This is a genomic window from Stenotrophomonas sp. 1L-E-5-B-C3, assembly GCF_057292075.1.
The window spans coordinates 75420-100635 of record NZ_JBXAWS010000010.1 but is presented as its reverse complement, the minus strand read 5'-3'; the positions used below and the strand labels follow the sequence as shown (position 1 = coordinate 100635).

The window sequence follows — 25216 nt, the reverse complement described above, 5'->3', positions numbered from 1 at the left end:
GCAGGACACGCCGTAAACCCCTCCCTGGGGGCTCGATGGCGCCATCCATGGCGCCAACGGTCCTGCACGGCCATGCCCTCCGCCCCTGGACACGTTCCTGCGAGCGCGGTGCATACATGCGCGGTGGCTCGCCTTTGGTAGCTGCCAACCTTGGTTGGCAACAGCTTTTGACTTTGCTTTTTCTTTTGACTTTGAATTTCCGCTCTCGTTCCGCGCGCTGGAAACTGTCCGGAGCCGGAGCAAGGCGGCAGGCAGGACCGTGAGGCGCATGGATGCGCCGACCGAGCCTACAGGGACGTATTTACGGCGTGTCCTGCCTGTCGCCTTGCTCCGGCTCTACGCGCGGAAAAACGAGGCGCCGCGAACAACGCTTCTACTTCGCATACTGCCCCCCGCAGTCGGCATCCTTCCCCGGCCCCAGTTCGATGGTCGCCAGCAACGCCGCCGGTGGGGCGATGCTGCCCAGTGCCAAGGCCACGGCTCCCCGGATGCCCAACGCCTTGAAGTCCGGGCGGAATGACGGGTCCTTGAACGTGCCGGAGATGTGCAGCGGCGAGCGGAGTACCAGGATGCTCTTGTCCTTCGGGCGCGGCTTCAGGAGCAGGTCCAGGCTCTCGTCGCGCAGGCTGACTGTGCCTTCGCCGATGAGGATCGTATCGGTGGTGTCCACCGCCAGCGCCTCGCTGGTCATCAGGCCGTCGCGCACGCCGAAGTCGGCGAAGGCGCAGCGCAGGGGGATCTGCTTGTCGCCGGTCACCAGGAATTTCAACGATTCGGTGATGTCCAGGCCGGCCAGTTCCATCACCAGGTTGCCGACATGGCCGCGACCCATCGCCAGGCCGACCTGGCCACTGCTGCTGCCGAGCATTGCGGCGATCGAGTTGCCGTGGCCGCTCAGGTCCACATTACCGCCGATGCCGCCCTTGGCCTGCTCGGCCAGCTTGGCATCCGGGAACAGTTGGCCCAGCTGTACACCGCGCACGCTGGCCTTCAGTGCGGTGGCGATCTGCGGCTGGCGTGCGTCCATGCGGATGGTGCTGCGGATATCGCCGCCGGCCACGCCGAAGTTCAGCGGGTCCAGCCGCAGCACGCCATCATCCAGCAACAGGTGCGCATCCATGTCATCCAGCGGCAGTGACGGCGCATTGATGCGGTGGGCCTTCCAGCGCACGTCGGCATCCATTGCGCGCAGCTTGCCCAGGTTGTACGGGGTATCCGGCAGCACCCGCGCGCTGGCCGCAACGCGTGCGGCCTCGGCCTTCTGCTGCGCGTTCGCGGTTTCGCCGCCGCCGGTCTTCGGTGGCGCACCGACGAAGCCGGCCAGGTCGTCGAAGTCCAGGCGCTTGGATTCCAGTGTGGCGGTCAGCCGCGGCCGTGCGCCGCCCACCTCGAACTGCAGGTTGCCGCCGAGGTCGCTGTCGCCGACCTTGCCGGTGAACTGCTCATAGCGCCAGACGTTGTGGTCGCGCTTGAGACGGCCGTCCAGGGCATAGGGGGGCGACGGTGGGATGGCGATACCCAGCAGCGGATAGAGATCGGCAAGATCCTGGCCGCTGAGCGCGAACTGCAGGTCGAACATGCGCAGCTGGAAGGGATTGGTCAGCGTACCGGTGGCCACCGCATGGGTGGCGCCGGCGCGGCCATCGAGGTGGATGCGGAACGGATGATCACTGTCGGTCAGCTGCAGTGGAGATTCGGTGCCGCCGCGCAGGGTGAACGGGTTGCCCCGCCAGCGACCCTTGCCCTGTACCAGCAGCGGTGGTGCGGCGTCGGCCTGCTTCGGCTGGCCGCTGCGCACATCCACACGGATGTCGGTGCGGCCCAGAGCGTCGAGGAACTGCAGGCGCCCGTCATCGATGCGCAGGCGCTTGAGCTGCGGGCTGGTCCCGCCGGAGCGGTCCCCGAGGAAATCCCAGTTGCCTGGTTCATCCTTGCGCGGCGCAGTTTCCAGCAGCACGTCCGGCCGGGTCAGGCGCACCTCGGGCAGTTGCACGCTGCCGCGCAGCAGGGGCCACACCCGCACATCGATCTCGATGCGGTCGGCCGTGGCCATCTCCGGCTGCTTCGACCAGCTTGCATTGGCGAAGGTGATCGCATCGGCGCGGACCGTGCTGGTGCGGCCAAGGTCGACATCCAGATGGCCGATGTGCAGCGCACGGCCGGTGCGCGCCTGCACGGCGCGCTCGACCGGGCCCTTGAACCAGTTCCAGTCCCACAGCGCGATCAGCAGCAGGATCGCGGCCAGCAGGAAGACCAGCACGGCCAACCCGCGCTGGCCGCGCGGGCCTGGGCGACGGAAACGCCAGCGGGATGCGCGTGGCGCGGCAGGGGAGGGGGCAGCATTCACGCTGCCATGGTTGCCCCTTGATCGTGGAGGGGGCGCGAAGCGTCCATGTGCGTGGTGTGCACAAGCCGCGCGTGCGCGCTTACAGCACCTGCATGGTGACTGCGACGAAGTGGCAGACGCTGCCGCCGATCACGAACAGGTGCCAGATCGCATGCGAATAGGGGATCGATTCACGGTGATAGAAATACGTGCCCAGCGTGTACGACAGGCCGCCGCCGAACAGCCAGGCCAGGGTGCCGCCGTCGATCGAAGCCCACATCGGCTTGATCGCCACCACTACCAACCAGCCCATGGCGATGTAGATCACGGTTGAGAGCACCTTGAAGCGGCCGGTGTAGAACAGCTTGAACACCACGCCGCCCAGCGCCAGCGCCCAGATCGCGGTGAACAGGCCCCAGCCCCAGGGGCCGCGCAGGCCGATCAGGGTGAATGGCGTATAGGTGCCGGCGATCAACACGTAGATCGCGCAATGGTCGAAGACCTTCAGGCGGCCCTTGGCGACCGGATGCTGGATGGCGTGGTACAGCGTGGAGGCGGTATACAGCAGCAACAGGGCGATACCGAACACGATCGCACTGGCCAGCTGCCAGCCGTCACCGTAGATCGCGGCCAGGGTGATCAACACCGCACTGGCGGCCAGGGCGAATACCGCGCCCAACCCGTGGGTCAAGGCGCTGGCGATTTCTTCACGGATCGAAGCAATGGACGTCGTGGACATGGGCATGGGCATCGGTCACGGGGAGGGGGACCCGCGTGCCCCTATCATCGCCGCGATGGCCGGTGCGTGCACGCCCGTCACCGTATGGTGGGTGAATCCCAGTGTTGCGGGGGATGAATCGCCCGCGACTGCTGGGGTCAGAGCCCTTTCCTTGCGGAAAGGGATCCGACCCCACGGCTCAGCCTACCGAAACGGTATGCGCCGCTTCGCGAGTGGCCGAGAAACGCACGTCTGGCGAGCGTTCCTGGGCCAGCTGCAGGTTGACCCGGGTCGGTGCCAGGTAGACCAGATGGCCGGCTGCATCCAGCGCCAGGTTCAGCGCGTTCTTCTCGCGGAACTCTTCCAGCTTCTTCTCGTTGCTGCAGTGGACCCAGCGTGCGGTGCTGACGCTGACCTGCTCGAAGGTGGCTTCCACGCCATATTCGTCCTTCAGGCGGTAGGCGGCCACGTCGAACTGCAGCACGCCGACGGCGCCGAGGATGAGGTCGTTGCTGGTCAGCGGCCGGAAGAACTGGGTCGCTCCTTCCTCGGACAGCTGGGCCAGGCCCTTCTGCAGCTGCTTGAGCTTCAGCGGATCACGCAGGCGGGCGCGACGGAACAGTTCCGGGGCGAAGTTGGGGATGCCGGTGAAGGTGACCGCTTCGCCTTCGGTGAAGGTATCGCCGATCGAGATGGTGCCATGGTTGTGGATGCCGATCACATCGCCGGGCCACGCCTCGGCGGCGATCTCGCGGTCGCTGGCCATGAAGGTCAGCGCGTTGGCCAGCTTCATGTCCTTGCCGGTGCGCACGTGGAAGGTCTTCATGCCGGCGCTGAAACGGCCCGAGCAGATGCGCATGAACGCCACGCGGTCACGGTGCTGCGGGTCCATGTTGGCCTGGATCTTGAACACGAAGCCGGTCAGCTTGTTCTCTTCCGGGGCGATCACCCGGCCGGTGGTGGTGCGCGCCTGCGGCGGTGGTGCATGCTCGACGAAGAAGTCCAGCAGCGGCTGCACGCCGAAGTTGTTCACGCCCGAGCCGAAAAACACCGGGGTCTGCTTGCCGGCACGGTAAGCGTCGAGGTCGAACGGATGGCTGGCGCCCTGCACCAGATCCAGCTCGTCGCGCAGCTCGGCCAGCATCTGTGCACCGATCTTCTCGGCCAGGCCGGGCGCATCGATGGACGGGAAGATGGTGGAGTCCTGGCGGGTGAAGTTGCGGCCCGGTTCGTACAGATGCACCTCGCCGGTCAGCAGGTGGACCACGCCCTTCAGGCGCTGGCCCATGCCGATTGGCCAGGTCACCGGTGCGCACTGGATGCCCAGTACGGTCTCCACTTCATCCAGCAGCTCGATTGGGTCCTTGCCCTCGCGGTCGAGCTTGTTGATGAAGGTCATGATCGGGGTGTCGCGCAGGCGGCACACTTCCATCAGCTTGATGGTGCGCTCTTCCACGCCCTTGGCCACGTCGATCACCATCAGCGCCGAGTCCACCGCGGTCAGCACGCGGTAGGTGTCCTCGCCGAAGTCGGCGTGGCCGGGAGTGTCGAGCAGGTTGACGATCTTGCCCTCGTACGGGAACTGCATCACCGAGGAGGTGACGGAGATGCCGCGTTCCTTTTCCAGCGCCATCCAGTCGGAGGTGGCGTGGCGGGCGGCCTTGCGGCCCTTGACCGAACCGGCCATCTGGATCGCGCCGCCGAACAGCAGCAGCTTTTCGGTCAGCGTGGTCTTGCCGGCGTCAGGGTGGGAGATGATGGCGAAGGTGCGGCGACGCGACGCTTCGTTGGCGACTTCGGACATGGCAGTGGCGCCCGCCCGGGGCGCTTTTCAAAGAGATAAGCGCCCGATTATACCGGCCGGGGCCGGTCAGCGCCCGGTGCCGCCGCCGGCCTCGCCCTGGCGGGCGAACTGTAGCTGGCCCTGCTCGGCGAAGATGCGTGCCGGCACCGAGCGCAGGCCCATGCCGCGGTTGACCTGCACCACGAAGTGCAGGTGCGGGGCGCTGCTGTAGCCACTGTTGCCGGACAGGCCGATCGGCTGTCCGATGCCCACTGCCTGGCCACGACGCACGCGCATGCCGCCGGCCTGCAGGTGGCCGTACAGGGCCATGCTGCCGTCGCTGTGCAGCACGCGGATGAAGTTTGCGCGGGCGCCATCGCGTTCACGATCCAGGCCGTTGCCATGGAAGCCGTCCTGGATCTGCATCACCGTGCCCTCGCGCGCGGCCAGCACCAGCGTGCCCTCCGGCAGTGCGAAGTCGACCGCGTCGCGGTTCTCCTCGTCATCATGGCTGAAACGGCCCTGTGGTGCCTGGTCCACGCGCGGACGGGCGTCATCGAACGGCAGGCGGTAGGCCACATCCTCGGCCTGCGCGGCCGGGTTGCCCGGAACCGACCGCAGGCGCAGGTCCAAGGTGCGGCCGTTGACCGGCGCGGGCAGGTGGCCGACCACCAGGCTGCTGTCGCCCTGGATAAGCGACTGTACCGGCAGGCCCTCGACAGGGTGTCCGGGCGCCGCGCGCAGCTCGACCTGTAGTGGCCCGGCCAGGGCGTTGTCGATCCGGGCCTGCCACTGCTGGCCGATCGGCTGCAGGCGCAGCTGGGCCATCGGCGCGGCGCTCTGGGCGGTCTCGCCGCGGGGGGGCGGAGCGGCCGGGGCGGACTTGGGCACCAGTCCCCAACCCTGGCGCCAGTCGCCGGCGCTTGCCGTCGCGCTCGCCAGCAGGGACAACAACAGGCAGGTCAGGGGCAGGCGCGGCATCAGCGGTTCCAGCGGGTAGGGGCCGCCGGGACTGTAGCCGATCCTGAACGGGACGACCGCGACCGCCTTCGCACAGCTGGGCTGAGAACATTCATCGCTTTATCCGCATGAAGGGATTGACAGTCCCGAAAGAGGCTGGCATCGTAGCTCCACCATCGAGACCGGCAGAGGGACAGGCCCTTTGAAGCCGGGGCAGCCCGCAGGCGCGCAAGCGACTGCGTAGGTGCCAAATCCTGCGGGGACCGTGGCGTCCACCGAAAGATGGTTCGAACCATGCACCGCACGTGCATCTCGAACGCGGGCCCTGCGAAGGCTCGATGGCCGATTCCCCAACCGGATCCCGCCATGAGCTTCGCCGCCAGTACAGCCATTCGCCCCGAACCCTTTGTCCCCGTCAGCGTGCCGGTTGAAGACCGCGTGCATGCCGAGCGCGGTGAGTTCGCCGCGGTGCTGTCGATGCGTCACGCCGGCTCCAGCCCGGTGCGCCTGCGCTATGAGTGGGTCGGCCCGGCCAATGCGCCGGTGGTGGTGCTGGCCGGTGGCATTTCCGCCCATCGCCACGTGGCGTCCAATGCACAGTTCAGCGAGAAGGGCTGGGCCGAAGATCTGGTCGGCAGCGGGCGCGCGCTGGATCCACAGCAGCTGCGTGTACTGGCCTTCGATTTCATCGGTGCCGACGGTGCACTGGATGTGCCGATCGATACCGCCGACCAAGCCGATGCACTGGCGCTGCTGCTGGACCATCTCGGCATCCGCGCGCTGAAGGCGTTCGTTGGCTATTCCTATGGCGCGCTGGTCGGCCAGCAGTTCGCGATCCGTCACCGCGCGCGCGTGCGCCAGCTGGTGCTGGCCAGCGGTGCACATCGCCCGCATCCGTATGCCGCCGCCTGGCGTGCGCTGCAGCGCCGCGCCGTCGCGCTCGGCCAGCTGCAGTGCGGTGAAGACCACGGCCTTGCCCTGGCGCGGCAGTTCGCCATGCTCAGCTACCGTACGCCGGAAGAATTCGGCGAGCGCTTCGATGCCGCGCCGGAAGTCATCAATGGCCGCGTGCGTGTGGCTGCCGAAGACTATCTCGATGCGGCCGGCGCGCAGTACGTCGCGCGCACGCCGGTGACCGCCTACCTGCGCCTGTCCGAATCGATCGACCTGCACCGCGTTGATCCGACCGCGATCCTGCCACCGACCGTGGTGGTGGCCGTGGAGGGCGACCGCCTGGTGCCGCTGGCCGATCTGGTCGGCCTGGTCGAAGGGCTGGGCCCGCGCGGCAGCCTGCGCGTGCTGCGCTCGCCCTACGGCCACGACGCCTTCCTCAAAGAAACCGATCGCATCGACGCGATCCTCGCCACCGCCTTCCGCACTTCTGGAGAGTCCGCATGAGCCTGCACGCCAACGAGCCGTCCTGTAGTCGCACCACCGCCGCCGTCCGCGCCGGCATCGATCGTGACACCGCGCATGGAGCGGTCACGCCGCCGATCGTGCTGTCGTCGAACTTCAGCTTTGAAGGCTTCGGCAACAAGCGCCAGTACGACTACACGCGCAGTGGCAACCCGACCCGTGACCTTCTGGGCGAGGCGCTGGCGGAACTGGAGGGCGGCGCCGGCGGCGTCATTACCGCCACCGGCATGGGCGCGATCAACCTGGTGCTGAACGCGCTGCTGCAGCCTGGCGACACCCTGGTGGTGCCGCACGATGCCTACGGCGGCAGCTGGCGCCTGTTCAATGCGCTGGCGAAGAAGGGCCACTTTGAGCTGGTCACCGCCGATCTGACCGATCCGCGCGCGCTGGCGCAGGCGTTGGCCACCCAGCCGAAGCTGGTGCTGGTGGAAACGCCGTCCAACCCGCTGCTGCGCATCACCGACCTGCGCTTCGTCATCGAGGCGGCACACAAGGCTGGTGCGCTGGTGGTGGTCGACAACACCTTCCTGTCGCCGGCGCTGCAACAACCGCTGTCGTTCGGCGCGGACCTGGTGCTGCATTCGACTACCAAGTACATCAACGGCCACAGTGATGTGGTCGGCGGTGCGGTGATCGCGCGTGATCCGGCACTGCATGAGCAGCTGGTGTGGTGGGGCAATGCGCTGGGCCTGACCGGTTCGCCGTTCGATGCTTTCCTGACCCTGCGGGGCCTGCGCACGCTGGATGCGCGCCTGCGCGTGCACCAGGAGAACACCGCCTCGATCGTGGCCCTGCTGGATCAGCATCCGGCGGTCGGCGCGGTCTACTACCCGGGCCTGGCAGATCATCCGGGCCATGCCATCGCCGCTCGCCAGCAGAGTGGCTTCGGCGCGATGCTGTCGTTCGAACTGGCAGGCTGTGCCGGTGACGATCCGCATGCCGCTGTGCGGGCCTTCGTCGACGGCCTGCGTTGCTTCACCCTGGCCGAATCGCTGGGCGGCGTTGAAAGCCTGGTCGCGCATCCGGCCACCATGACCCATGCGGCGATGACCGCCGAAGCGCGCGCGGCCGCCGGCATCAGCGAAGGCCTGCTGCGCCTGTCGGTCGGCATCGAGGCCGAGCGTGACCTGCTGGCGGATCTCGGCGCAGCGCTGCAGCGCGCAGAAGCCGTGATCGATGCGGCTGCGCGCCGCAAACAGGTGGTGGATGCATGAGCGCACTCGCCGCTGACATTCCTGCGCTGGGCGCGGGGCGCCTGGCGCTGCTCGGCACGGGCACGGTTGGTTCGGCCTTCGTGCAGCGCTACCAGGCATTGCAGGCGCGCGGGCTTGAGCTGCCCAGCGTGCAGTGGCTGGCCAATTCGCGCACCGCGCTGGCGATCGATCGTGATCTGGCGCTGCCGCTGGAACTGGCGCGGCGTGCGCCGCGTGATGGCCAGAACTCGCCGCCATGGGCCAGTGCCGAAGGGCTGGAGCGTGGCGACGTGGTTGTCGACGCCACCGCCAGCGAAGACGTCGCCGCGCGTCACGTGCAGTGGCTGGCACGCGGTGTGCACGTGGTGACTGCCAACAAGCTGGGTCGTGGCGCGCAGCTGGCACGCGCACAGGCCATTGCAGAGAGCTGTGCCGACAGCGGTGCGCGCTACGGCGACAGCGCCACGGTGGGCGCGGGCCTGCCGTTGCTGAGCAGCCTGCGCGCGCTGGTGGCCGGTGGTGACCACATCCACGCCATCGAGGGCGTGCTGTCCGGTTCGCTGGCGTGGCTGTTCCATCGCTATGACGGCCAAGCGCCGTTCTCGGCGGCGGTGCGCGAAGCGCTGGCGGCGGGCTACACCGAACCCGACCCACGCCTGGACCTGTCCGGCGAGGATGTGCGCCGCAAGCTGCTGATCCTGGCCCGCAGCAGCGGGCTGGCGCTGGATGCTTCGCAGGTGCAGGTGGATTCGCTGGTGCCGGAAACACTGGCAGCGTTGCCGCTGGAGGATGCGGTGGCTGCGCTGGAACAGCTGGATGCGCCGCTGCAGGCGCGCTGGCAGCAGGCACGCGACAACGGGCGTGTGTTGCGTTTTGTCGGTCGCGTTGATGGCAACGGTGCGCAGGTAGGCCTGCGCGAGCTGCCGGCCGATCATCCGCTGGCACAGGGCGCGGGCACCGACAACCGGGTAGCGATCCACAGCGATCGCTATCAGCGCCAGCCGTTGTTGATCCAGGGGCCGGGCGCGGGCGCGGAAGTCACTGCGGCCGCGCTGCTGGATGACGTGCTGCGGATCGTGGGTTGACGTCCCTGCTGCTGCGCTCGCCGGGCATGGCCCGGCGTTACCAACTCCGCTCGCAGGTAGCGCCGGGCCATGCCCGGCGGACCCGCAATCTCAACGCGACTCCAACGCCTTCAACAACGCCGCATTGAACTGCTTCGGGTCCTGCACCTGCGGCGAATGGCCCAGCTCGGCGAACTCGACCAGCGCTGCGCCCGGAATCGCCGCCGCCGCTGCCTTGCCCAGCACCGGATAGTTGCCCAGCGTTGCCTTCAGTTCCGGCGGCGCCAGGTCACGGCCGATCGCGGTGCGGTCCTTCTGGCCGATGAACAGCGTGGTCGGCACCTGCAGGTTCTTCAGCTCGTAGACCACCGGCTGATTGAACACCATGTCCGAGGCCAGGGCCTGGCTCCACGCGACGGCCTGCTTGCCGGGGCCTTCGTACATGCCCGACTGCATCCTCGCCCAGGTTTCATAAGCCGGCTTCCATTGGCCGTCGTAGTACACGTCCAGCTGGTAGCGGCGGATGCTGTCGTAGCTGGTTTTCATTTCGCCGGCGTACCACGTATCCACGCTGCGCCATGGCACGCCCAGCGCCTTCCAGTCTTCCAGTCCGATCGGGTTGACCAGTGACAGACTGCGCAGGTCCTGCGGGTACATCAGCGCATAGCGCACCGCCAGCATGCCGCCCATCGAATGGCCGACCAGATGCACCGGCATGTCCTCCAGTTGCAACTGCTGCAGCAGCGCATGGGTGTTGGCCGCCAGCTGCGCGAACGAGTACTGGTAGCGCTCGGGCTTGCTGGACTTGCAGAAGCCCACCTGGTCCGGGGCGATCACCCGGTAACCGGCGTTCAGCAGCGGCGCGATGGTCTGTTGCCAAGTGGCTGCGCAGAAATTCTTGCCGTGCAGCAGTACCACCACACCGATGGCGCGGCGCTTGGGAAGGACATCCAGATAGGCCATCTCCACGGGCTGCCGCTGTGATTCCAGCGCGAACGTCTTGACTGGATAGCCGTAGTCGAAACCCTCCAGCCGCGGCCCGTAAGTGGGCGCAGCCAGGGCCGGCAACGGCAGGCAGGCTAGCAGTGCAGCGGCGATCACGCGCATGGGGTAATCCGGGGCGAGGGAGCCCCGAGCCTAACCGGAACGCGGTGACGGTGTCGTCCGACCGGCCAGGGACAACGGGGGTAGAGTCGACTGCCAGTCGACTGCTCTTCGATCAGACCGCGAAAAACCCGCGCTGCGCGCGATAGTCGACTAACAGTCGACTCTACCTGTGGCCCGGCGCCATCGCGCCGGGCCCCGTCGAGCTCAGCACTCGATGACGTTCACCGCCAGACCACCGCGGCTGGTTTCCTTGTACTTGTCCTGCATGTCGCGGCCGGTGTCGCGCATGGTCTTGATCACCTTGTCCAGTGACACCTTGTGCTTGCCGTCGCCACGCATCGCCATGCGCGAGGCATTGATCGCCTTCACCGCACCCATCGCGTTGCGCTCGATGCACGGAATCTGCACCAGGCCGCCGATCGGGTCGCAGGTCAGGCCGAGGTTGTGCTCCATGCCGATTTCCGCGGCGTTCTCGATCTGGCTGGGGTTGCCACCCAGCGCCGCCACCAGGCCACCGGCCGCCATCGAACAGGCTACGCCCACTTCGCCCTGGCAGCCGACTTCGGCGCCGGAGATCGAGGCGTTTTCCTTGTACAGGATGCCGATCGCCGCCGAGGTCAACAGGAAGTCGAACACGCGCTGCTCGTTCGCGCCCGGGCAGAAACGGTCGAAGTAATGCAGCACCGCAGGCAGTACGCCGGCTGCACCGTTGGTCGGTGCGGTGACCACGCGGCCACCGGCCGCGTTTTCCTCGTTAACCGCCAGCGCATACAGATTGACCCAGTCCAGCGTGGTCAGCGGATCGCGCATCGCCGCTTCCGGCTTCGACGACAGCTCGCGGTACAGCGCCGGTGCACGACGGCCAACCTTCAAGCCACCCGGCAGCACGCCTTCTTCGCGGATCCCGCGGCTGACGCACGACTGCATCGCGCTCCAGATCTCGCGCAGGTTGGCGCGGATCTCGTCTTCGCTGCGCCAGCACTTCTCGTTCTCGAACATCAACTGGGCGATGCTCAGGCCGCTGCGTGCGGTCTGCGCCAGCAGCTCGTCGCCGCTCTTGAACGGGTAGGGCAGCGGGGTCTCGTCGGGCACGATGCGGTCATCGGCCGCGTCGTCCTGGTTGACCACGAAGCCACCGCCGACCGAGTAGTAATCGCGGGTGGCGAGCACTTCGTCGTCGGCGTTGTACGCGGTGAAGCGCATGCCGTTGGTGTGGTACGGCAGCTTCTGGCGCTTGTTCATGCCGAGGTCGCGCTTCTCGTCGAAGGCGATCTCGTGCTGGCCCATCAGCTGGATGCGCTTGCTGCTGCGGATGCGCTCCAGCGTCGCCGGGATGATGTCCGGGTCGATCAGGTTCGGCCGCTGCCCTTCCAGGCCGAGCAGGATCGCCTTGTCGGTACCATGGCCGCGGCCGGTCAGCGCCAGCGATCCGTAGACGTCGGCACGGATGCGCGCGACCTCGTGCAGGCGGCCCGGGTCGAGCAGCCAGCGGTGGATGAATCGCTCGGCGGCCTTCATCGGCCCGACGGTGTGCGAGGAGCTCGGGCCAATGCCGATCTTGAAAACGTCGAACGTGCTGACAGCCATGGTTGCCGTACTGCGGGTACCGGAAGAGACCGCTATTCTAGCGGTTCACGCCGCACTTCAATGGCTGCGGCGCAGCATTTCCACCAAGGGGACCCTGCCGGTGTTGACTCTGTTCCAGCGTGACGACTGCCACCTGTGCGACATGGCCCTGGCCGAACTGGCCAAAGCGCGGGCGCCGGAGTTCGAATCGGTATTCCTGGATGACCAGCCGGCGCTGGAATCGCGCTACGGCGCGCGGGTGCCGGTGCTGCGTGACGAGGGCGCTGACCGCGAGCTGGACTGGCCGTTCGACGCGGCCACGGTTCAGGCCTGGCTGGCTGCGGGTTGAATCCGCCGGGCATGGCCCGGCGCTACCCTGTGTCACCGTTCTGCGGTAGCGCCGGGCCATGCCCGGCGGCACACCCGTCTTATTTCGCGTCGAACTTCACGATCGTGCTGATCGCGGTTTCGTCCGGAATGGTCTTGGTGTCGGCCCAGTCGCCGCCGCCAACGCCGAAGTCGAGGCGCTTGACCGTGGCCTTGCCGGTCAGCACCGGCTGGGTGCCGGGCTTCCAGGTGAAGGTGAGGGTGACCGGCTTGCTGACGCCGCGCAGTTCCAGTGTGCCGTCGGCGGCGAACTGGTCGTTGCCCACCGCGCGGAAGCCCTTGGCGGTGTAGCGTGCGGTGGCGAACTTGCCGACGTTGAAGAAGTCAGCGGTCTGCAGGGTCGAGTCGCGATCACTGTTGCCACTCTTGGCGCCGGCCAGCGGGATCACCACGTCCAGCGAACCGGCGGCCGGATTGGCCGGGTCGAAGCTGAGCTTGGTGGCGAAGCCCGGGAAGCTGCCGGTGAACACTTCGCCGTCGTACTTGGTGGCGAACACCAGGATCGAGCCGGCGCCGGGCGCCTGCGCGTAGTCGGCGGCGAGCACCGGGGCGGTGGCCAGCATGCCGGCAAGGGCGGCGGCCACGGCGGCCGGAGTGGTCAGTTTCAGGTTCATCGATCAGTCCTTCTGAGGGGAGGCGAGCCAGCCGCGCGGCAACATGCGGGACAACGTTGCATCGCGCTGGAACAGGTGGTGGTAGAAGGCAGCGCCGGCATGGGCCAGCACCACCGCGATCAACAGCCAGAAGCCGTATTCGTGGATGGCATGGGACACCGCGACGACCTGCGGGTCCGGGCCACTCAGCTTCGGCACGTCAACCAGGCCGAACCAGCGGAACGGACGCAGGCCGCTGGCCGAGTCGTACAGCCAGCCCGACAGCGGGATGGCGAACATCAGCACGTAGAGCAGCACGTGAGTGGCACTGGCGATGCGTTCCTGCCAGCTGGGCACGCCCGGCACCGGCTTGGGCGCACCGGCATACACACGCCAGCCGAGGCGGAACAGCACCAGCGCCAATACGGTGATGCCGATCGACTTGTGCGCGGTGTAGACCCAGAAGTACTTGGGGGTCTTGGGCAGCTCGCCCATGGTCAGGCCGACCACGCCCAGGGCGAGGATCAGCAGTGCGATCAACCAATGCAGGATCTGGCTGACACTCCCCCAGGCGGCGGGGGTGTTCTTGGCGGTCATGAAAGGTCCTCTAGGGGGCCGTCTTGGGGTCGGAGTGCGGAACGGGAGCGGGAGTTCCCGGGGCGTCGCTGCGGTCGAGGGTGGCTTCAGCCTCGATCCTCAGCTGTACTGCATCACCGATGACGCCCGGCCAGGCGGTGATGCCGAACGCACGCCGGCTCAGCGTGGTGCTGGCGGAAAAACCGGCGGTGCGTCGGAACGGGGGCAGCGGGTAGCGCTTGATGGCGTTGAGGGTCACGTCCAGCGTGACCTCCTGGCTGACCCCGCGCAGGGTCAGGGTGCCGATCACGTGGGCGCGCTTGGCATCGATCGGTTCAACCCGGGTGGAGACGAAGCGCGCGCTCGGGAAGCGCTCGCCATCGAGCAGGCTGCGGGCCAGCGTGGCCTGGTTCCACTTGGCATCGCCAAGGTCCAATCGCGACACGGGGACTTCGACGTCGAGCGTAGCCTCGCGCCAGTTGTCGGGATCGAACTGCAGGCGGCCCTCACTGCCGGAGACCGTCCCCATCGCCTGCGAATAGCCGGCGTGGTCGATGGCGAACAGCACCCGCGTATGCACTGGGTCGAGGCGATAGGTGTCTGCGTCCGCCCAGGCGGGCGCGGTGGCGAGCAGCATCGGCAGCAGGGCCAGGCAGGGACGCATCGATGGCGGGCTCCGGAAGGGGGACGCTGCGATCATACGCATAGCCCCCTGCCAACGTTGCGTGCACGGCTGCAACAGTTCGTGGTGGTATTGCCTCTGGAAACAGGCTGTTGCAGCGATGGACCTGGCCCTGTGTGACAATCGGGACAGGACAGGGGGTTCAGGATGACGAGCGGCTGGCGCCTGTGGTGCCAAGGCATCGCGGGTACGGGGCTGCTGCTGATGGCGTTTGCCGTGGCAGCTGCCACCTTGGACATGGCGGAAACACCACGCCTGCGCCGCTTTGGTGCCGCCGAAGGCTTGCCGTCGCGCATGGTGCTGGCCCTGGCAGAGGATCGCCAGGGGCATATCTGGGCGGCTACCGACGGCGGCCTGGTGCGCTACGACGGGGGCGGCCTGAGGGTCTGGGAGCACGATCCGGATCAGCCGGGCTCGCTGCCCGGCAACGAGATCGAGACCCTGCTGGTCGATCCGCTGGATCGCGTATGGGTGGGTATCAACGGCAAGGGCGTGGCGCGCCTGGATGCCGATCGCGAGCGCTTCAAGACCTTCGACACGGTCAATGGCCCGTGCATGAGCCAGTTCTGGACCCTGGCCTATGCCGAGGACGCCCTCTGGATCGGCACCAGCGGCCATGGTGTCTGCCGTTTTGGCGAGGACGGCAGCCTGCGCTTCTTCCAGCATGATCCGGGGCATCCCGGTGGACTGCCCAGCAACACCATCTTCAGCAGCCTGGTCGATGCAAAGGGCCGTCTGTGGATCGGCACCGAAGCGGGGTTGGCGCGCTGGAACGGCAGCAGCTTCGAGGCGGTGGCCCCACGCGAGCTGGGTACGCTGAGCGTGCTGCGGCTGAGCCGGGATCCTGACGGCTCGATCTGGGTCGGCAGCCAGAACGAGGGCCTGTACCGCATCGATGCGCAGGACCGGGTCAGTCGTCCGCGCTGGGCCGACAGCGCCAGCCTGCGTTCGGCACTGGTGCTGGCCGATCGCCAGGGCGGCTACTGGGCCGGTACGTCCGATGGCCTGCTGCGCGGCGATGCCGGCACGCTGCGCCGGCTCGAGGGGGACCGTGGCAGCGGCTTCCTGACCGCGCAAAGCGGTGTGCTTGATCTGCTGCAGGACCATGAAGGGGGACTGTGGGTGGCGCTGCTGACCCAGGGCCTGGCCTACCTGCCGCCGGACTGGCGCCGGTTTTCGATCTGGAACCAGCTTGACGGCAAGCCGCTGGACAGCCAGTACCTGCTGAGTGCAGCCAGTGATGGCCGGAATTACTACGTCGGCTCAGCGCATGGCGTGTACCAGTTGGATGCTCAGGGCACGCTGCGCCTGCTGGCCAGCGATCGCGAGATCGGCAGCGGGGCGGTGTGGTCGGTGCTGCCGCGACCGGACGGGGGCCTGTGGCTGGGCCGCGCGGGCCGCATCAGCGTGTACGATCCGGCCACCCGTGCGCTGCACGACTGGCGCATCGATGGCGGCGCCGACCTGCGCCAGCGCATCGATCTGATGCGGCAGGCGCCGGATGGCACGGTCTGGCTGTCGGTGATGAACCTGGGCCTGCAGCAGCGCAGCGCCGACGGCCGGCTGCTGCGCAGTTTCCCGCTGGATGACATCCGTGGCACCGCCGATTCACCGATCGAGCAGATCCGTTTCGACGCCCATGGCCAGGCCTGGGTGATGGGCGACATGGGCCTCTGGCGCGAGCACGCGGGACGATTTGAAGCAGTGCCAGGTGTCTCGCGTGGGCTCATCTACGACCTGGTATGGATTGATCCGCAACAGTTGTGGCTGGCCCGGCAGGGCGCGCTCGAGCGCTACCAGTGGGATGGCATGAGCCTGCGCCTGATCCAGCGTGTTGATGGCGGTGCCGGTGTGCCCGCGGTCAGCATGGGCGGGCTGGCGCTGGCCGATGACGGCCGCCTGTGGGCAACCACGCCGCGCGGCCTGCTGCGCTGGGATCCCAAGGCGCGGCGCCTGCAGCAGTTCAACGAACGCGATGGCCTGTCCGATGCCGAGTTCACCAGCCGGCCGCCGGCGGTGAATGCCGATGGTCGTGTGCTGGCGGTGAGCCAGACCGGCCTGGTCGCATTCGATGTGAACTCGGTCGACGCGGTGCTGCCGCCTTCGTCGTTGGTGATTGCCGAGGTACGCGTGCGCCGTGACGACGCCCGCGGCTGGCAGCCGCTGCCTAACACCGGCACCCTGCTGCTGGGGCCGGATGATCGTGATCTGCAGATCGATGCACGGTTGCTGTCCTATGCCAACCCGCAGGGCAATCGCTATCGCTTCCGGGTGCAAGGCTACGACCAGAACTGGGTCGAGCAGGGCGGTGACGGCCAGCGCACACTCTCGCGGTTGCCCACCGGCAGCTATGTCATCGAAGTGCAGGCGGCGACCGCCAGCGGCGCATGGACACCGTCACAGCGGCTGCAGGTGAAGGTGCTGCCGCCGTGGTGGCGCAGCGGCATGGCGATCTTCGGCTATATCCTGCTTGGTTCGTTGCTGCTGGTGACCCTGGTGTGGTCGATCCGGGCGCGCCTGCGTCGCCGCCAGCAGTGGCAGCTGACCGTGCACAAGCAGCAGCTGGCCGAGCAGGCGTCGCAGGCCAAGAGCCGTTTCCTGGCCACGCTGGGCCACGAAGTGCGCACGCCGATGACGGGCGTGCTGGGCATGAGCGAGCTGCTGCTGGCCACGCCGCTGGATCCGGTACAGCGCAGTTACGCCGGCTCGATCCAGCAGGCGGGCAGCCACCTGTTGCGGCTGGTCAACGATGCACTGGACCTGGCCCGCATCGAGGCTGGGCGGCTGGAGCTGGACCTGCGTCCGTTCGACCTGGGCGGCCTGCTCGACCAGGTGCAGGCGCTGATGCAGCCGATGGCGCGGCAGCGTCAGCTGGCCTTCCAGCGGGGCGACGATCCGCCCGGGCCGATCAGCGTCAGCGGTGATGAGATGCGCGTGCGCCAGATCCTGCTCAACCTGCTGGGCAATGCGATCAAGTTCACCGAACGTGGCCACGTTGGCCTGGCCGTGCGCCTGGATGACAACGGTGCTGGCCTCTGCTTCGAGGTGCACGACAGTGGCCCGGGCATCAATGCCGAGCAGCAGGAGCGCTTGTTCCATCGCTTCGAGCAGGCCGAGGGGCCGCGCACGGCGTCGCGCTATGGTGGCAGCGGCCTGGGCCTGGCGATCTGCCAGGAACTGGCGGTGGCGATGGGCGGGCGCATCGAAGTGGACAGCCAGCCAGGCAAGGGCGCGCGCTTCCAGGTGCGCCTGCCGTTGCCGTGGACCCGGCAGGCCGCCAACGCGCAGGGCGACTCCCCGGCGTTGCCGGTGCTGCCGCCCTTGCGCATCCTGCTGGTCGAAGACGATGCCACCGTGGCTGAGGTCATCGCCGGCCTGCTGCGTGGCCGTGGCCACGAGGTGGTGCATGTGCTGCACGGGCTGGGAGCCTTGTCCGAGATCGCGACCGATGGCTTCGATGTCGGCCTGCTCGACCTCGACCTGCCTGCCCTGGATGGAACCGCGATCGCCCGCCAGCTGCGCACCATGGGCTATGAACTGCCGCTGGTGGCGGTTACCGCACGCTCCGACGCCTATGCCGAAAGCCAGGTGCTGGCGGCCGGTTTCGATGGTTTCCTGCGCAAGCCGGTCACCGGCGACCTGCTGGTGACCGCGATTGCCCAGGCTCGCGCAAAACGACAAGTCGCACATTGAAAGCGTCGGTGCCGGACGTGAACGGCGTGACTTTCGGTTTACCATGCCGACGCCCGCAGCGCGGGAATCCATCAGAAGCAGCGTGAGGAGGCAATCGGTGGTGTATCTGCGGGCGGCGATGCTGCTGCTGGTCCTCCTGTGCTGCCTGTCGCCTGCTGCGGCGCAGCCGGTACCGCCGAGCCCGCGCCAGGTAACGGTGTTCGATGGCCTGCCATCCAATACCGTCAACCGCATGGCCGAGGACCGCTACGGCTACCTGTGGATCGCCACCAATGACGGTCTGGCCCGCTACGACGGCCGCAACTACCGGATCTGGCGCTCGGAAGACGGGCTGCGCGACAACCGCATCTGGACGGTGCTGGTGGATGCGCGCAACCAACTCTGGATCGGTACCGAGAACGCCGGCCTGGTGCGGATGTCGGCCGACCGCCGGCAACTGCATTTCTACGACCGCAGCAGCCAGCCGCTGATGGGCACCAACACCATCTGGAGCCTGGCAACCACGCCTGACGGCTCGATCTGGTTCGGTACCCACGAAGGCGGCCTGTACCGCCTGGACAGCCAGGACCGCCTGCAGCGCTTCCTGCCGGAGGCGAACAATCCGCGCAGCCTGCCTGCTGCGTCGGTGCCGTACCTGGTCACGCTGGCCGATGGCAGCCTGTGGGTTGGTACCAAGCATGGCGTGGCGCGCTGGACCGGCACCGATTTCGAGCGCATCGGCGCCGACGTGATTCCCAGCCTGCTGATCAACGGCCTGACCAGCGAACCTGACGGCAGCCTGTGGATCAGCACGATGGCCGGCGCCACCGTGCGTCGTCCCGATGGTCGTTTCGAAACGTTGCCGTGGAAGCTGCCGCAGGGCGAGCAGGTGCTCGGCATGATGTTGCGCGACGAGCAGGGCGGGCATTGGCTGGATACCCGCAGTGGCCTGGGCCGGGCCGTGGACGGCCAGTACCAGACCGTTCCGCTGTACAGCGCGGTTGCGCGCGGCCCGGTACGGCCGAACTGGACCGGCGCCTACGAGGACCGCGAAGGCGGCATCTGGCTGGCCAGCACCAATGCAGGCCTGTGGCACCTGCTGCCGCGCTGGTGGCAGTTCTCGGTGCTGTCGCGGCTGGAGGACGATGCCAGTTCGCTGCGCAATGCTTTCGTGCTCGGGACCAGTCCCTCCAGCAATGGCGGCATCTGGACGGTGGGCAGCCACGGCGCGCTGGACCGTTTCGACCCGAAGACCGGCAGGATCGAGCAGCACCGCACCTGGGTCAATGGCATGTACTGGCTGACCTCGGTGCGCGAGGACCGGCGTGGCCAGGTCTGGATCGGCTCGACCGACGCGCTGATGCGCTACGACCCCAAGCGTCGCGACCTGCGCCGGTGGGGCCGTGACGCTGGCGCCGACGCGACCATGGAAGGGGTCATCGAATCGATGATGACCTGCGATGGCGACAGCCTCTGGCTGATGCTGCCGGCCGGCCTGCAGCAGCGTGATCTGGATGGGCGCCTGCGCCGGCAGCTGGACAATGGCCAGCGTGGATTGCAGCAGGGGCAACTCAACCTCGACGTGGAATGTGGCCCGCAGGACCACATCTGGCTGGCCAGCAGCCGTGGCCTGCTGCAGTGGTTGCCGGAGAGCGAACGATTCCAGCCGGTGCCCGGTGCACCGGCCACGGCGATCCACGCACTGCACGTGGGCCGCGATGGCCAGGTCTGGCTGTCCGAAGACGGGCGCCTGTCGCGCTATCGCTGGAGCCAGGGGCGCCTGGAACGGCAGGCTGTGATCGGTGCCGAGCAGGGCTATCCGGCGATCTCCGCCTCTGGCCTGGTGGTCGACGCGCAGGGCGTGGCCTGGGCAACCAGTGCACGTGGGCTGGTGCGGGTGGGTGCCGATGGCCAGAGCGTGCGTCTGTATGGCGTGCACGACGGCCTGCCCAGCCAGGAGTTTCGCGAGCACACACTGACGACCTCGGGCGACGGGCACCTGGTGGCGGGCACGCCGGCCGGCGTGGTGGTGTTCGACCCGGAACAGGTGCGGCCGTCGGTGCGGCGTGCACCGCTGGTGATCGAGCGTGTCGAGGTGCGCCGCAACGAGCAGGTGCTGGACCTCACTCATGACACGCCGTTGCAGATTGCCGATGGCGACCGCGACCTGCGCATCGTCGCGCGCCTGCTGTCGTTTGCGGATTCGGCCTCCAACACCTATCGCTACCGGCTGGCCGGTTACGACCCGGACTGGGTTGAAGTGGGGCCGGCCGGTGAGCGCCTGTTCTCGCGGCTGCCACCGGGCAGCTATCGCCTGGAAGTGCAGGCGCGCTCGGCCGACCATGTCTGGTCGCGGGTGCAGAGCCTGGAGTTCCGCGTGCAGCCGCCGTGGTGGCGCAGCCTGTCCGGGTTGCTGGTGCTGGCGTCGATCGCACTGCTGCTGACCAGCTGGTTCGCCTGGCTGTATCGCCGCCGCCTGCAGCGTCGCCATGCCTACCAGCTGGCGCTGCACAAGCAGGAGCTGGCCGAACAGGCCTCCGCCGCCAAGACCCGTTTCCTGGCCAACCTCGGCCATGAGATCCGCACGCCGATGACCGGTGTGCTGGGCATGAGCGAACTGCTGCTGGCCTCGCCGCTGGATCCGCAGCAGCGCGGCTACACGCAGTCGATCCGCCACGCCGGTGAACACCTGCTGCATCTGGTCAATGATGCGCTGGACCTGGCGCGGATCGAATCGGGCAGATTGGAACTGCAGTCCAAGCCGTTCGCGTTGAGTCGCCTGCTGCAGGATCTGGCCGCGTTGATGGGGCCGCTGGCCGCGCAGAAGGGCCTGCGCTTCACCCTGGACAACCAGTTGCCACCGGGGCTGCAGGCGACCGGTGATGCGATGCGGGTCCGCCAGATCCTGCTCAACCTGCTGTCGAACGCGGTGAAGTTCACCAGCCGCGGCACCATCACCCTGCACGCGCGCAGCGATGGTGAACTGCGCGCGCTGCACTTCGAGGTGCGCGATACCGGTCCTGGCATCAGCCAGGAGCAACAGCAACGCCTGTTCCGCCGCTTCGAGCAGGCCGACGGTGCGCGCACCGCCGCGCAGTACGGCGGCAGCGGCCTGGGCCTGGCGATCTGCCGCGAGCTGGCGCAGGCCATGCAGGGCCGGATCCAGGTCGAGAGCCAGCTGGGCCGGGGCACCTGTTTCGGCGTGACCCTGCCGTTGCCGCTGGTGGTCGACGCCGATGCCGAAGCCGCTGGCGAAGCGCACCGCGAAGAAGCGGCGAACATGCCGCCGTTGCGGGTGCTGCTGGTGGAGGACGACGCCACCGTGGCCGACGTGGTGCGCGGACTGTTGAGCGCGCGTGGGCATGACGTGGTACATGCCGGCCACGCGCTGGCGGCGTTGCGCGAGATCAGTGCCGGTGACTTCGACGTCGGCCTGCTGGACCTGGACCTGCCGGGACTGAGTGGTTTCGAGCTGGCCCAGCACCTGCGCAACCAGGGCTACATGCTGCCGCTGCTGGCGGTGACCGCGCGTACCGACCCGGACCTGCAGCAGCAGGTGGAAGCGGCCGGTATCGGTGGCTTCCTGCGCAAGCCGGTGACCGGGGAGCTGCTGGTGGAAGCGATTGCCAGGATCATGGGCAGGTAGGTTCGGCAGGGCCTGCGGCCCTGCACCTGCTACCCGTCGGAGCAACGGCAACAGCCGAAGCAAAGGCTGGATTCCTGTGGGATGGCGGGGTGGGTCCGGTGGCGGGAGACGCCGTAAACCCGTCCATGAAGTGACCCCCGGAACTTGGCCGCGGCATCCATGCAGCGGACACTCCCGCAACCGGACCCTCTCCGCCTTCGACAGTTTTCCGCGATCTGTCGGAGCACGGGGTCGGATCCCGTTGGCGCGCAACGGGCTCTGACCCCAATCTGGAATTCGATATCTGACAGATGTGTCGACCAAGGTCGACACCTACCAACAACCGCGCGTTCCAACAGTCGCCGTTACCCACAGCCGCGTGAACCTGTCAGAGGTGGGGCGGTGTGGGCTTGCAGGACCGTTGGCGCCATGGATGGCGCCATCGAGCCCCCATGGACGGGTTTACGGCGTGTCCTGCAAGCCCACACCGCCCCGCCATCCCACGGAATGCTCGCTGTTGCTGTTGCTGTTGCTTCGGGTTGGGCCTCTGCGGGTGCAGGGTGCAACCCTGCCGAACCCCCTCACTCCGCGACGTGCTCGACCTGCCGCGGTTCGGGCTTGGTGTCCGGCAGCTGCCAGAAGATCATCGTCGAGGTCAGGGTGATCGCACCCACGCACAGGAAGGTGGCGTGCAGCGCCGACGTCGCACTGTCGCTGTCCAGGTGATTGCCGAACGCGGCCAGCAGGCTGCCGGCCGCCGCGGCACCGAAACCGGCGGCGAGCATCATCACCATCGACAGCAGGCTGTTGCCGGAACTGGCGAACTCGCGATCCAGATCACGCAGGGTCACGGTGTTCATCACGGTGAACTGCAGCGAATTGACCGCACCGAAGAAGGCCAGCTGCAGCAGGCGCCAGGCCAGGTGCTGGCCGGGTGTCATCAGGATGAAGCTGGCCATCGCCAGGCCCACCAGCACGGTGTTGACCATCAGCACGCGGCGGTAGCCGTAGCGCTCGACCAGCTTCACCGCCAGCTTCTTCGACACCATGCCGGCCGCCGCCACTGGCACCATCATCAGGCCGGCGTTCATCGGGCCCAGGCCCAGGCCGACCTGCAGCAGCAGCGGGATCAGCATCGGCATGGCGCTGCTGCCGATGCGCGAGAACAGGTTGCCAAGGATGCCGATGCGGTAGCTGGGCACGCGGAACAGGGCCAGCGAGAACAACGGCGCGGTGGAGTTGGCGGCATGCAGCCAGTAACCGACCAGTGCGGCCAGGCCGGCCACGGTCATCAGCATCACCAGCGCATGTGGCGTTCCGAGCCCGGAAATGCCGTCCAGCGCCAGCGACAGCACCACCATCGCAAAGGCCAGCGTGATGTAGCCGCGCAGGTCGAAACGGGTGCGATGGCTGGCGTAGTGGTCGGGCATGATCTTCATCGCGGCGATGAAACCGATCACGCCGATCGGCAGGTTGATCAGGAACACCCAGTGCCACGACGCGATCTCGACCAGCCAGCCACCCAACGTCGGGCCGATCAACGGGCCGACCAGTGCCGGGATGGCTATGAAGCTCATCGCGCGCAGGAAGTCCTCGCGTGGCACCGAACGCATCACTGCCAGGCGGCCGACCGGCAGCAGCATCGCACCGCCGATACCCTGCAGCACACGTGCCCCAACCAGCTGGTGCAGGTGCTGGGCCAGCGCGCAGGCCAGCGAGCCGAGGGTGAACAGGATGATCGCTACCAGGAAGGTACGACGCGTGCCGTAGCGGTCGGCGATCCATCCGGAGGCGGGAATGAAGGTGGCTACCGCCAATGCGTAGCTGAACACCACCGACTGCATCTGCAGCGGGCTTTCGCCCAGGCTGGCCGCCATCGCCGGCAAGGCCGTGTTGACGATGGTCGAGTCCAGCATCTGCATGAAGATCGCCAACGAAACCAGCCACAGCAGGGGGCGCTGGCGGTTGTAGGTCGATGGCGATGTAGACATGGGGTGTGGCCGGTGCAGCGTGGGGGACGCCATGATCGCGCACTGCGGGTCACGGCGCGATCAACATCGCGCCGCAACCGCATGCGCAATGCTCAGCGCTGGCTGTGCGCGTGCACCGCGTCGACCAGCACCTGCACGTGCGCCGGGTCCATGTCCGGCGACATGCCGTGGCCGAGGTTGAACACATGGCCCTCGCGCGAACCGCCGTTGCCGGCGGCATAGGTGTCGAGCACGCGTGCTGCTGCGGCGGCGATCGCATCCGGCGAGGCGTACAGGGTGGTCGGGTCGAGGTTGCCCTGCAGGGCGACGCGACCACCGGTGCGGCGCATCGCTTCGTCCAGGTCCAGCGTCCAGTCCAGGCCGAGTGCATCGGCACCGGTCTGCGACAGCGCCTCCAGGTGCAGGCCGGTGCCCTTGCCGAACAGGATCAGCGGCGTGCGCTCGTTGCCTTCGCCGCGATCCAGGCCCTCGGCGATGCGCTGCAGGTAGCGCAGCGAGAACTCGCGGTACATCGACGGCGACAGCACGCCACCCCAGGTGTCGAACACCTGTAGTGCCTGTGCACCGGCCGCGCGCTGCGCGCCAAGGTAGGCGATGACCGCCTCGGTGGTGACCTCCAGCAGGTGGTGCAGGGCCTGCGGATGGTTCAGTGCCATCGCCTTGATCCGCGCGAAGTCCTTGCTGCCGCCGCCTTCCACCATGTAGCAGGCCAGCGTCCACGGGCTGCCGGAGAAACCGATCAGCGGCACCTGGCCGTCCAGCTCACGGCGGATCAGGCGCACCGCGTCCATCACGTAGCCCAGGTCCTGTTCCATGTCCGGGACCGCCAGCTTGGCGATGGCGGCTTCATCACGCACCGGGTGGCGGAACTTCGGGCCTTCGCCTTCGACGAAGTACAGCTCCAGGCCCATCGCATCGGGAATGGTGAGGATGTCCGAGAACAGGATCGCAGCGTCCAGCGGGAAGCGGCGCAGCGGCTGCAGGGTGACTTCGCAGGCGATCTCCGGGTTCTTGGCCATGGCCAGGAAGCTGCCGGCCTTGGCCCGGGTCGCGCGGTACTCCGGCAGGTAGCGGCCGGCCTGGCGCATCAGCCAGACGGGGGTGCAGTCCACCGGTTCGCGGCGCAGGGCGCGCAGCAGGCGATCGTTGCGGAGAGGGCTGGTCACGATGGGCATTCCTTGGGCGAAAGTTGGCAGCGGCGTCAGTCGCCGTGCGGAAGAATCTGGAAGCCGCGATGCAGTTCGGCATCGCGGGCCTTCTCGAAGGCATGGCGGGCTTCGTCGGCCTGCAGGAACAGCTCGCGCCGCAGCTGCGAGCGACCACCGGCGCGACCGCTCTCGCGCAGCAGCTCCCAGCCGCCGAACAGGTCCGGCTGCAGGATCAGGCGCAGGAAGCGCGGTGCCTGCGCACCGGCGTCGGGATGTTGCAGGTAAACGTGCATGGCGCCGATTGTAGCGGGGCCAGGGTGACCCCGGCCGCAACGCGGTCGTGCCGGCCGTTGGCCGGCAACTTCATGAAACCTCCCCGGTAGCGCCGGGCCATGCCCGGCGAACACGG

General features: G+C 67.8%; 18 protein-coding genes and 1 riboswitch. Of the genes, 6 read left to right on the top strand and 12 right to left on the bottom strand.

Going from position 1 to position 25216, the window contains the following annotated elements:
- Positions 1-373 precede the first annotated feature (373 nt).
- The 4 genes from AC0Z6F_RS14170 to AC0Z6F_RS14155 form a co-directional block, all read right to left on the bottom strand.
- Positions 374-2347 carry an AsmA family protein gene (locus AC0Z6F_RS14170; RefSeq protein WP_100435115.1) on the bottom strand — a complete coding sequence of 658 codons (1974 nt, stop codon included), beginning with the start codon at positions 2345-2347 and terminating at the stop codon, positions 374-376.
- 79 nt (positions 2348-2426) lie between these two features.
- Positions 2427-3065 carry a PAQR family membrane homeostasis protein TrhA gene (gene trhA / locus AC0Z6F_RS14165; RefSeq protein WP_032972214.1) on the bottom strand — a complete coding sequence of 213 codons (639 nt, stop codon included), beginning with the start codon at positions 3063-3065 and terminating at the stop codon, positions 2427-2429.
- Positions 3066-3243: 178 nt separating this feature from the next.
- Positions 3244-4848 (bottom strand): peptide chain release factor 3, encoded by a 1605-nt coding sequence (locus AC0Z6F_RS14160; protein WP_006384729.1) that lies wholly within the window; start codon positions 4846-4848, stop codon positions 3244-3246.
- A 66-nt stretch (positions 4849-4914) separates the two neighbouring features.
- Positions 4915-5808, bottom strand: coding sequence for a M23 family metallopeptidase (locus AC0Z6F_RS14155; protein WP_485617355.1), 894 nt, complete (start codon positions 5806-5808; stop codon positions 4915-4917).
- A gap of 149 nt (positions 5809-5957) precedes the next feature.
- Positions 5958-6076, top strand: a riboswitch (SAM riboswitch).
- Positions 6077-6153: 77 nt separating this feature from the next.
- On the opposite strand from AC0Z6F_RS14155, the gene metX reads away from it, so the two are divergent.
- From metX to AC0Z6F_RS14140, 3 genes are read left to right on the top strand one after another with little or no spacing between them, the layout of a single operon-like run.
- Positions 6154-7185 (top strand): homoserine O-succinyltransferase MetX, encoded by a 1032-nt coding sequence (gene metX / locus AC0Z6F_RS14150; RefSeq protein ID WP_065723916.1) that lies wholly within the window; start codon positions 6154-6156, stop codon positions 7183-7185.
- Positions 7182-8417: an O-succinylhomoserine (thiol)-lyase gene (locus tag AC0Z6F_RS14145; protein WP_485617353.1), complete on the top strand. Its 1236-nt coding sequence runs from the start codon at positions 7182-7184 to the stop codon at positions 8415-8417. The genes metX and AC0Z6F_RS14145 overlap by 4 nt, the downstream gene beginning before the upstream one ends.
- Positions 8414-9481: a homoserine dehydrogenase family protein gene (locus AC0Z6F_RS14140; protein ID WP_006384718.1), complete on the top strand. Its 1068-nt coding sequence runs from the start codon at positions 8414-8416 to the stop codon at positions 9479-9481. The genes AC0Z6F_RS14145 and AC0Z6F_RS14140 overlap by 4 nt, the downstream gene beginning before the upstream one ends.
- Before the next feature lie 90 nt (positions 9482-9571).
- On the opposite strand, the gene AC0Z6F_RS14135 is transcribed toward AC0Z6F_RS14140, so the two are convergent.
- Together AC0Z6F_RS14135 and AC0Z6F_RS14130 are read right to left on the bottom strand one after the other, a co-directional pair.
- Positions 9572-10567, bottom strand: coding sequence for an alpha/beta fold hydrolase (locus tag AC0Z6F_RS14135; protein ID WP_100435113.1), 996 nt, complete (start codon positions 10565-10567; stop codon positions 9572-9574).
- A 204-nt stretch (positions 10568-10771) separates the two neighbouring features.
- Positions 10772-12154, bottom strand: coding sequence for an L-serine ammonia-lyase (locus AC0Z6F_RS14130; RefSeq protein WP_006384709.1), 1383 nt, complete (start codon positions 12152-12154; stop codon positions 10772-10774).
- Positions 12155-12254: 100 nt separating this feature from the next.
- Here AC0Z6F_RS14130 and AC0Z6F_RS14125 point away from each other — a divergent pair, with 100 nt between their 5' ends.
- The gene (locus AC0Z6F_RS14125; protein WP_100435181.1) at positions 12255-12482 is read left to right on the top strand and encodes a glutaredoxin family protein; all 228 of its coding nucleotides are present in this window, start codon (positions 12255-12257) and stop codon (positions 12480-12482) included.
- Between the two features lie 79 nt (positions 12483-12561).
- On the opposite strand, the gene AC0Z6F_RS14120 is transcribed toward AC0Z6F_RS14125, so the two are convergent.
- From AC0Z6F_RS14120 to AC0Z6F_RS14110, 3 genes are read right to left on the bottom strand one after another with little or no spacing between them, the layout of a single operon-like run.
- Positions 12562-13134, bottom strand: coding sequence for a YceI family protein (locus tag AC0Z6F_RS14120; RefSeq protein ID WP_006384701.1), 573 nt, complete (start codon positions 13132-13134; stop codon positions 12562-12564).
- 3 nt (positions 13135-13137) lie between these two features.
- On the bottom strand, positions 13138-13710 hold the full coding sequence (locus tag AC0Z6F_RS14115) for a cytochrome b (RefSeq protein ID WP_006384699.1): 573 nt from the start codon (positions 13708-13710) through the stop codon (positions 13138-13140).
- Positions 13711-13720: 10 nt separating this feature from the next.
- Complete coding sequence (locus AC0Z6F_RS14110) at positions 13721-14353, bottom strand: YceI family protein (RefSeq protein WP_012511852.1); 633 nt, start codon at positions 14351-14353, stop codon at positions 13721-13723.
- 165 nt (positions 14354-14518) lie between these two features.
- Here AC0Z6F_RS14110 and AC0Z6F_RS14105 point away from each other — a divergent pair, with 165 nt between their 5' ends.
- Positions 14519-18064 carry a hybrid sensor histidine kinase/response regulator gene (locus AC0Z6F_RS14105; RefSeq protein ID WP_485617349.1) on the top strand — a complete coding sequence of 1182 codons (3546 nt, stop codon included), beginning with the start codon at positions 14519-14521 and terminating at the stop codon, positions 18062-18064.
- Between the two features lie 97 nt (positions 18065-18161).
- Positions 18162-21689 carry a hybrid sensor histidine kinase/response regulator gene (locus tag AC0Z6F_RS14100; RefSeq protein WP_012511850.1) on the top strand — a complete coding sequence of 1176 codons (3528 nt, stop codon included), beginning with the start codon at positions 18162-18164 and terminating at the stop codon, positions 21687-21689.
- A 560-nt stretch (positions 21690-22249) separates the two neighbouring features.
- On the opposite strand, the gene mdtD is transcribed toward AC0Z6F_RS14100, so the two are convergent.
- The 3 genes from mdtD to AC0Z6F_RS14085 all read right to left on the bottom strand — a co-directional run bounded on the left by mdtD (position 22250) and on the right by AC0Z6F_RS14085 (position 25100).
- A complete protein-coding gene (gene mdtD / locus AC0Z6F_RS14095) occupies positions 22250-23659 on the bottom strand; it encodes a multidrug transporter subunit MdtD (protein ID WP_153676025.1) in 1410 nt (469 codons plus the stop codon).
- Positions 23660-23751: 92 nt separating this feature from the next.
- Positions 23752-24834 carry a uroporphyrinogen decarboxylase gene (gene hemE / locus AC0Z6F_RS14090; protein WP_032972140.1) on the bottom strand — a complete coding sequence of 361 codons (1083 nt, stop codon included), beginning with the start codon at positions 24832-24834 and terminating at the stop codon, positions 23752-23754.
- A 26-nt stretch (positions 24835-24860) separates the two neighbouring features.
- Positions 24861-25100 carry a WGR domain-containing protein gene (locus AC0Z6F_RS14085; RefSeq protein WP_006384267.1) on the bottom strand — a complete coding sequence of 80 codons (240 nt, stop codon included), beginning with the start codon at positions 25098-25100 and terminating at the stop codon, positions 24861-24863.
- Between the last annotated feature and the right edge of the window lie 116 nt (positions 25101-25216).

Bases quoted from the DNA above. Each gene is read 5' to 3' on its own strand.
- trhA (WP_032972214.1), bottom strand. From the start codon at position 3,065: ATGTCCACGACGTCCATTGCTTCGATCCGTGAAGAAATCGCCAGCGCC.
- AC0Z6F_RS14160 (WP_006384729.1), bottom strand. From the start codon at position 4,848: ATGTCCGAAGTCGCCAACGAAGCGTCGCGTCGCCGCACCTTCGCCATC.
- AC0Z6F_RS14155 (WP_485617355.1), bottom strand. From the start codon at position 5,808: ATGCCGCGCCTGCCCCTGACCTGCCTGTTGTTGTCCCTGCTGGCGAGC.
- metX (WP_065723916.1), top strand. From the start codon at position 6,154: ATGAGCTTCGCCGCCAGTACAGCCATTCGCCCCGAACCCTTTGTCCCC.
- AC0Z6F_RS14145 (WP_485617353.1), top strand. From the start codon at position 7,182: ATGAGCCTGCACGCCAACGAGCCGTCCTGTAGTCGCACCACCGCCGCC.
- AC0Z6F_RS14140 (WP_006384718.1), top strand. From the start codon at position 8,414: ATGAGCGCACTCGCCGCTGACATTCCTGCGCTGGGCGCGGGGCGCCTG.
- AC0Z6F_RS14135 (WP_100435113.1), bottom strand. From the start codon at position 10,567: ATGCGCGTGATCGCCGCTGCACTGCTAGCCTGCCTGCCGTTGCCGGCC.
- AC0Z6F_RS14130 (WP_006384709.1), bottom strand. From the start codon at position 12,154: ATGGCTGTCAGCACGTTCGACGTTTTCAAGATCGGCATTGGCCCGAGC.
- AC0Z6F_RS14120 (WP_006384701.1), bottom strand. From the start codon at position 13,134: ATGAACCTGAAACTGACCACTCCGGCCGCCGTGGCCGCCGCCCTTGCC.
- AC0Z6F_RS14115 (WP_006384699.1), bottom strand. From the start codon at position 13,710: ATGACCGCCAAGAACACCCCCGCCGCCTGGGGGAGTGTCAGCCAGATC.
- AC0Z6F_RS14110 (WP_012511852.1), bottom strand. From the start codon at position 14,353: ATGCGTCCCTGCCTGGCCCTGCTGCCGATGCTGCTCGCCACCGCGCCC.
- AC0Z6F_RS14105 (WP_485617349.1), top strand. From the start codon at position 14,519: ATGACGAGCGGCTGGCGCCTGTGGTGCCAAGGCATCGCGGGTACGGGG.
- mdtD (WP_153676025.1), bottom strand. From the start codon at position 23,659: ATGTCTACATCGCCATCGACCTACAACCGCCAGCGCCCCCTGCTGTGG.
- hemE (WP_032972140.1), bottom strand. From the start codon at position 24,834: ATGCCCATCGTGACCAGCCCTCTCCGCAACGATCGCCTGCTGCGCGCC.
- AC0Z6F_RS14085 (WP_006384267.1), bottom strand. From the start codon at position 25,100: ATGCACGTTTACCTGCAACATCCCGACGCCGGTGCGCAGGCACCGCGC.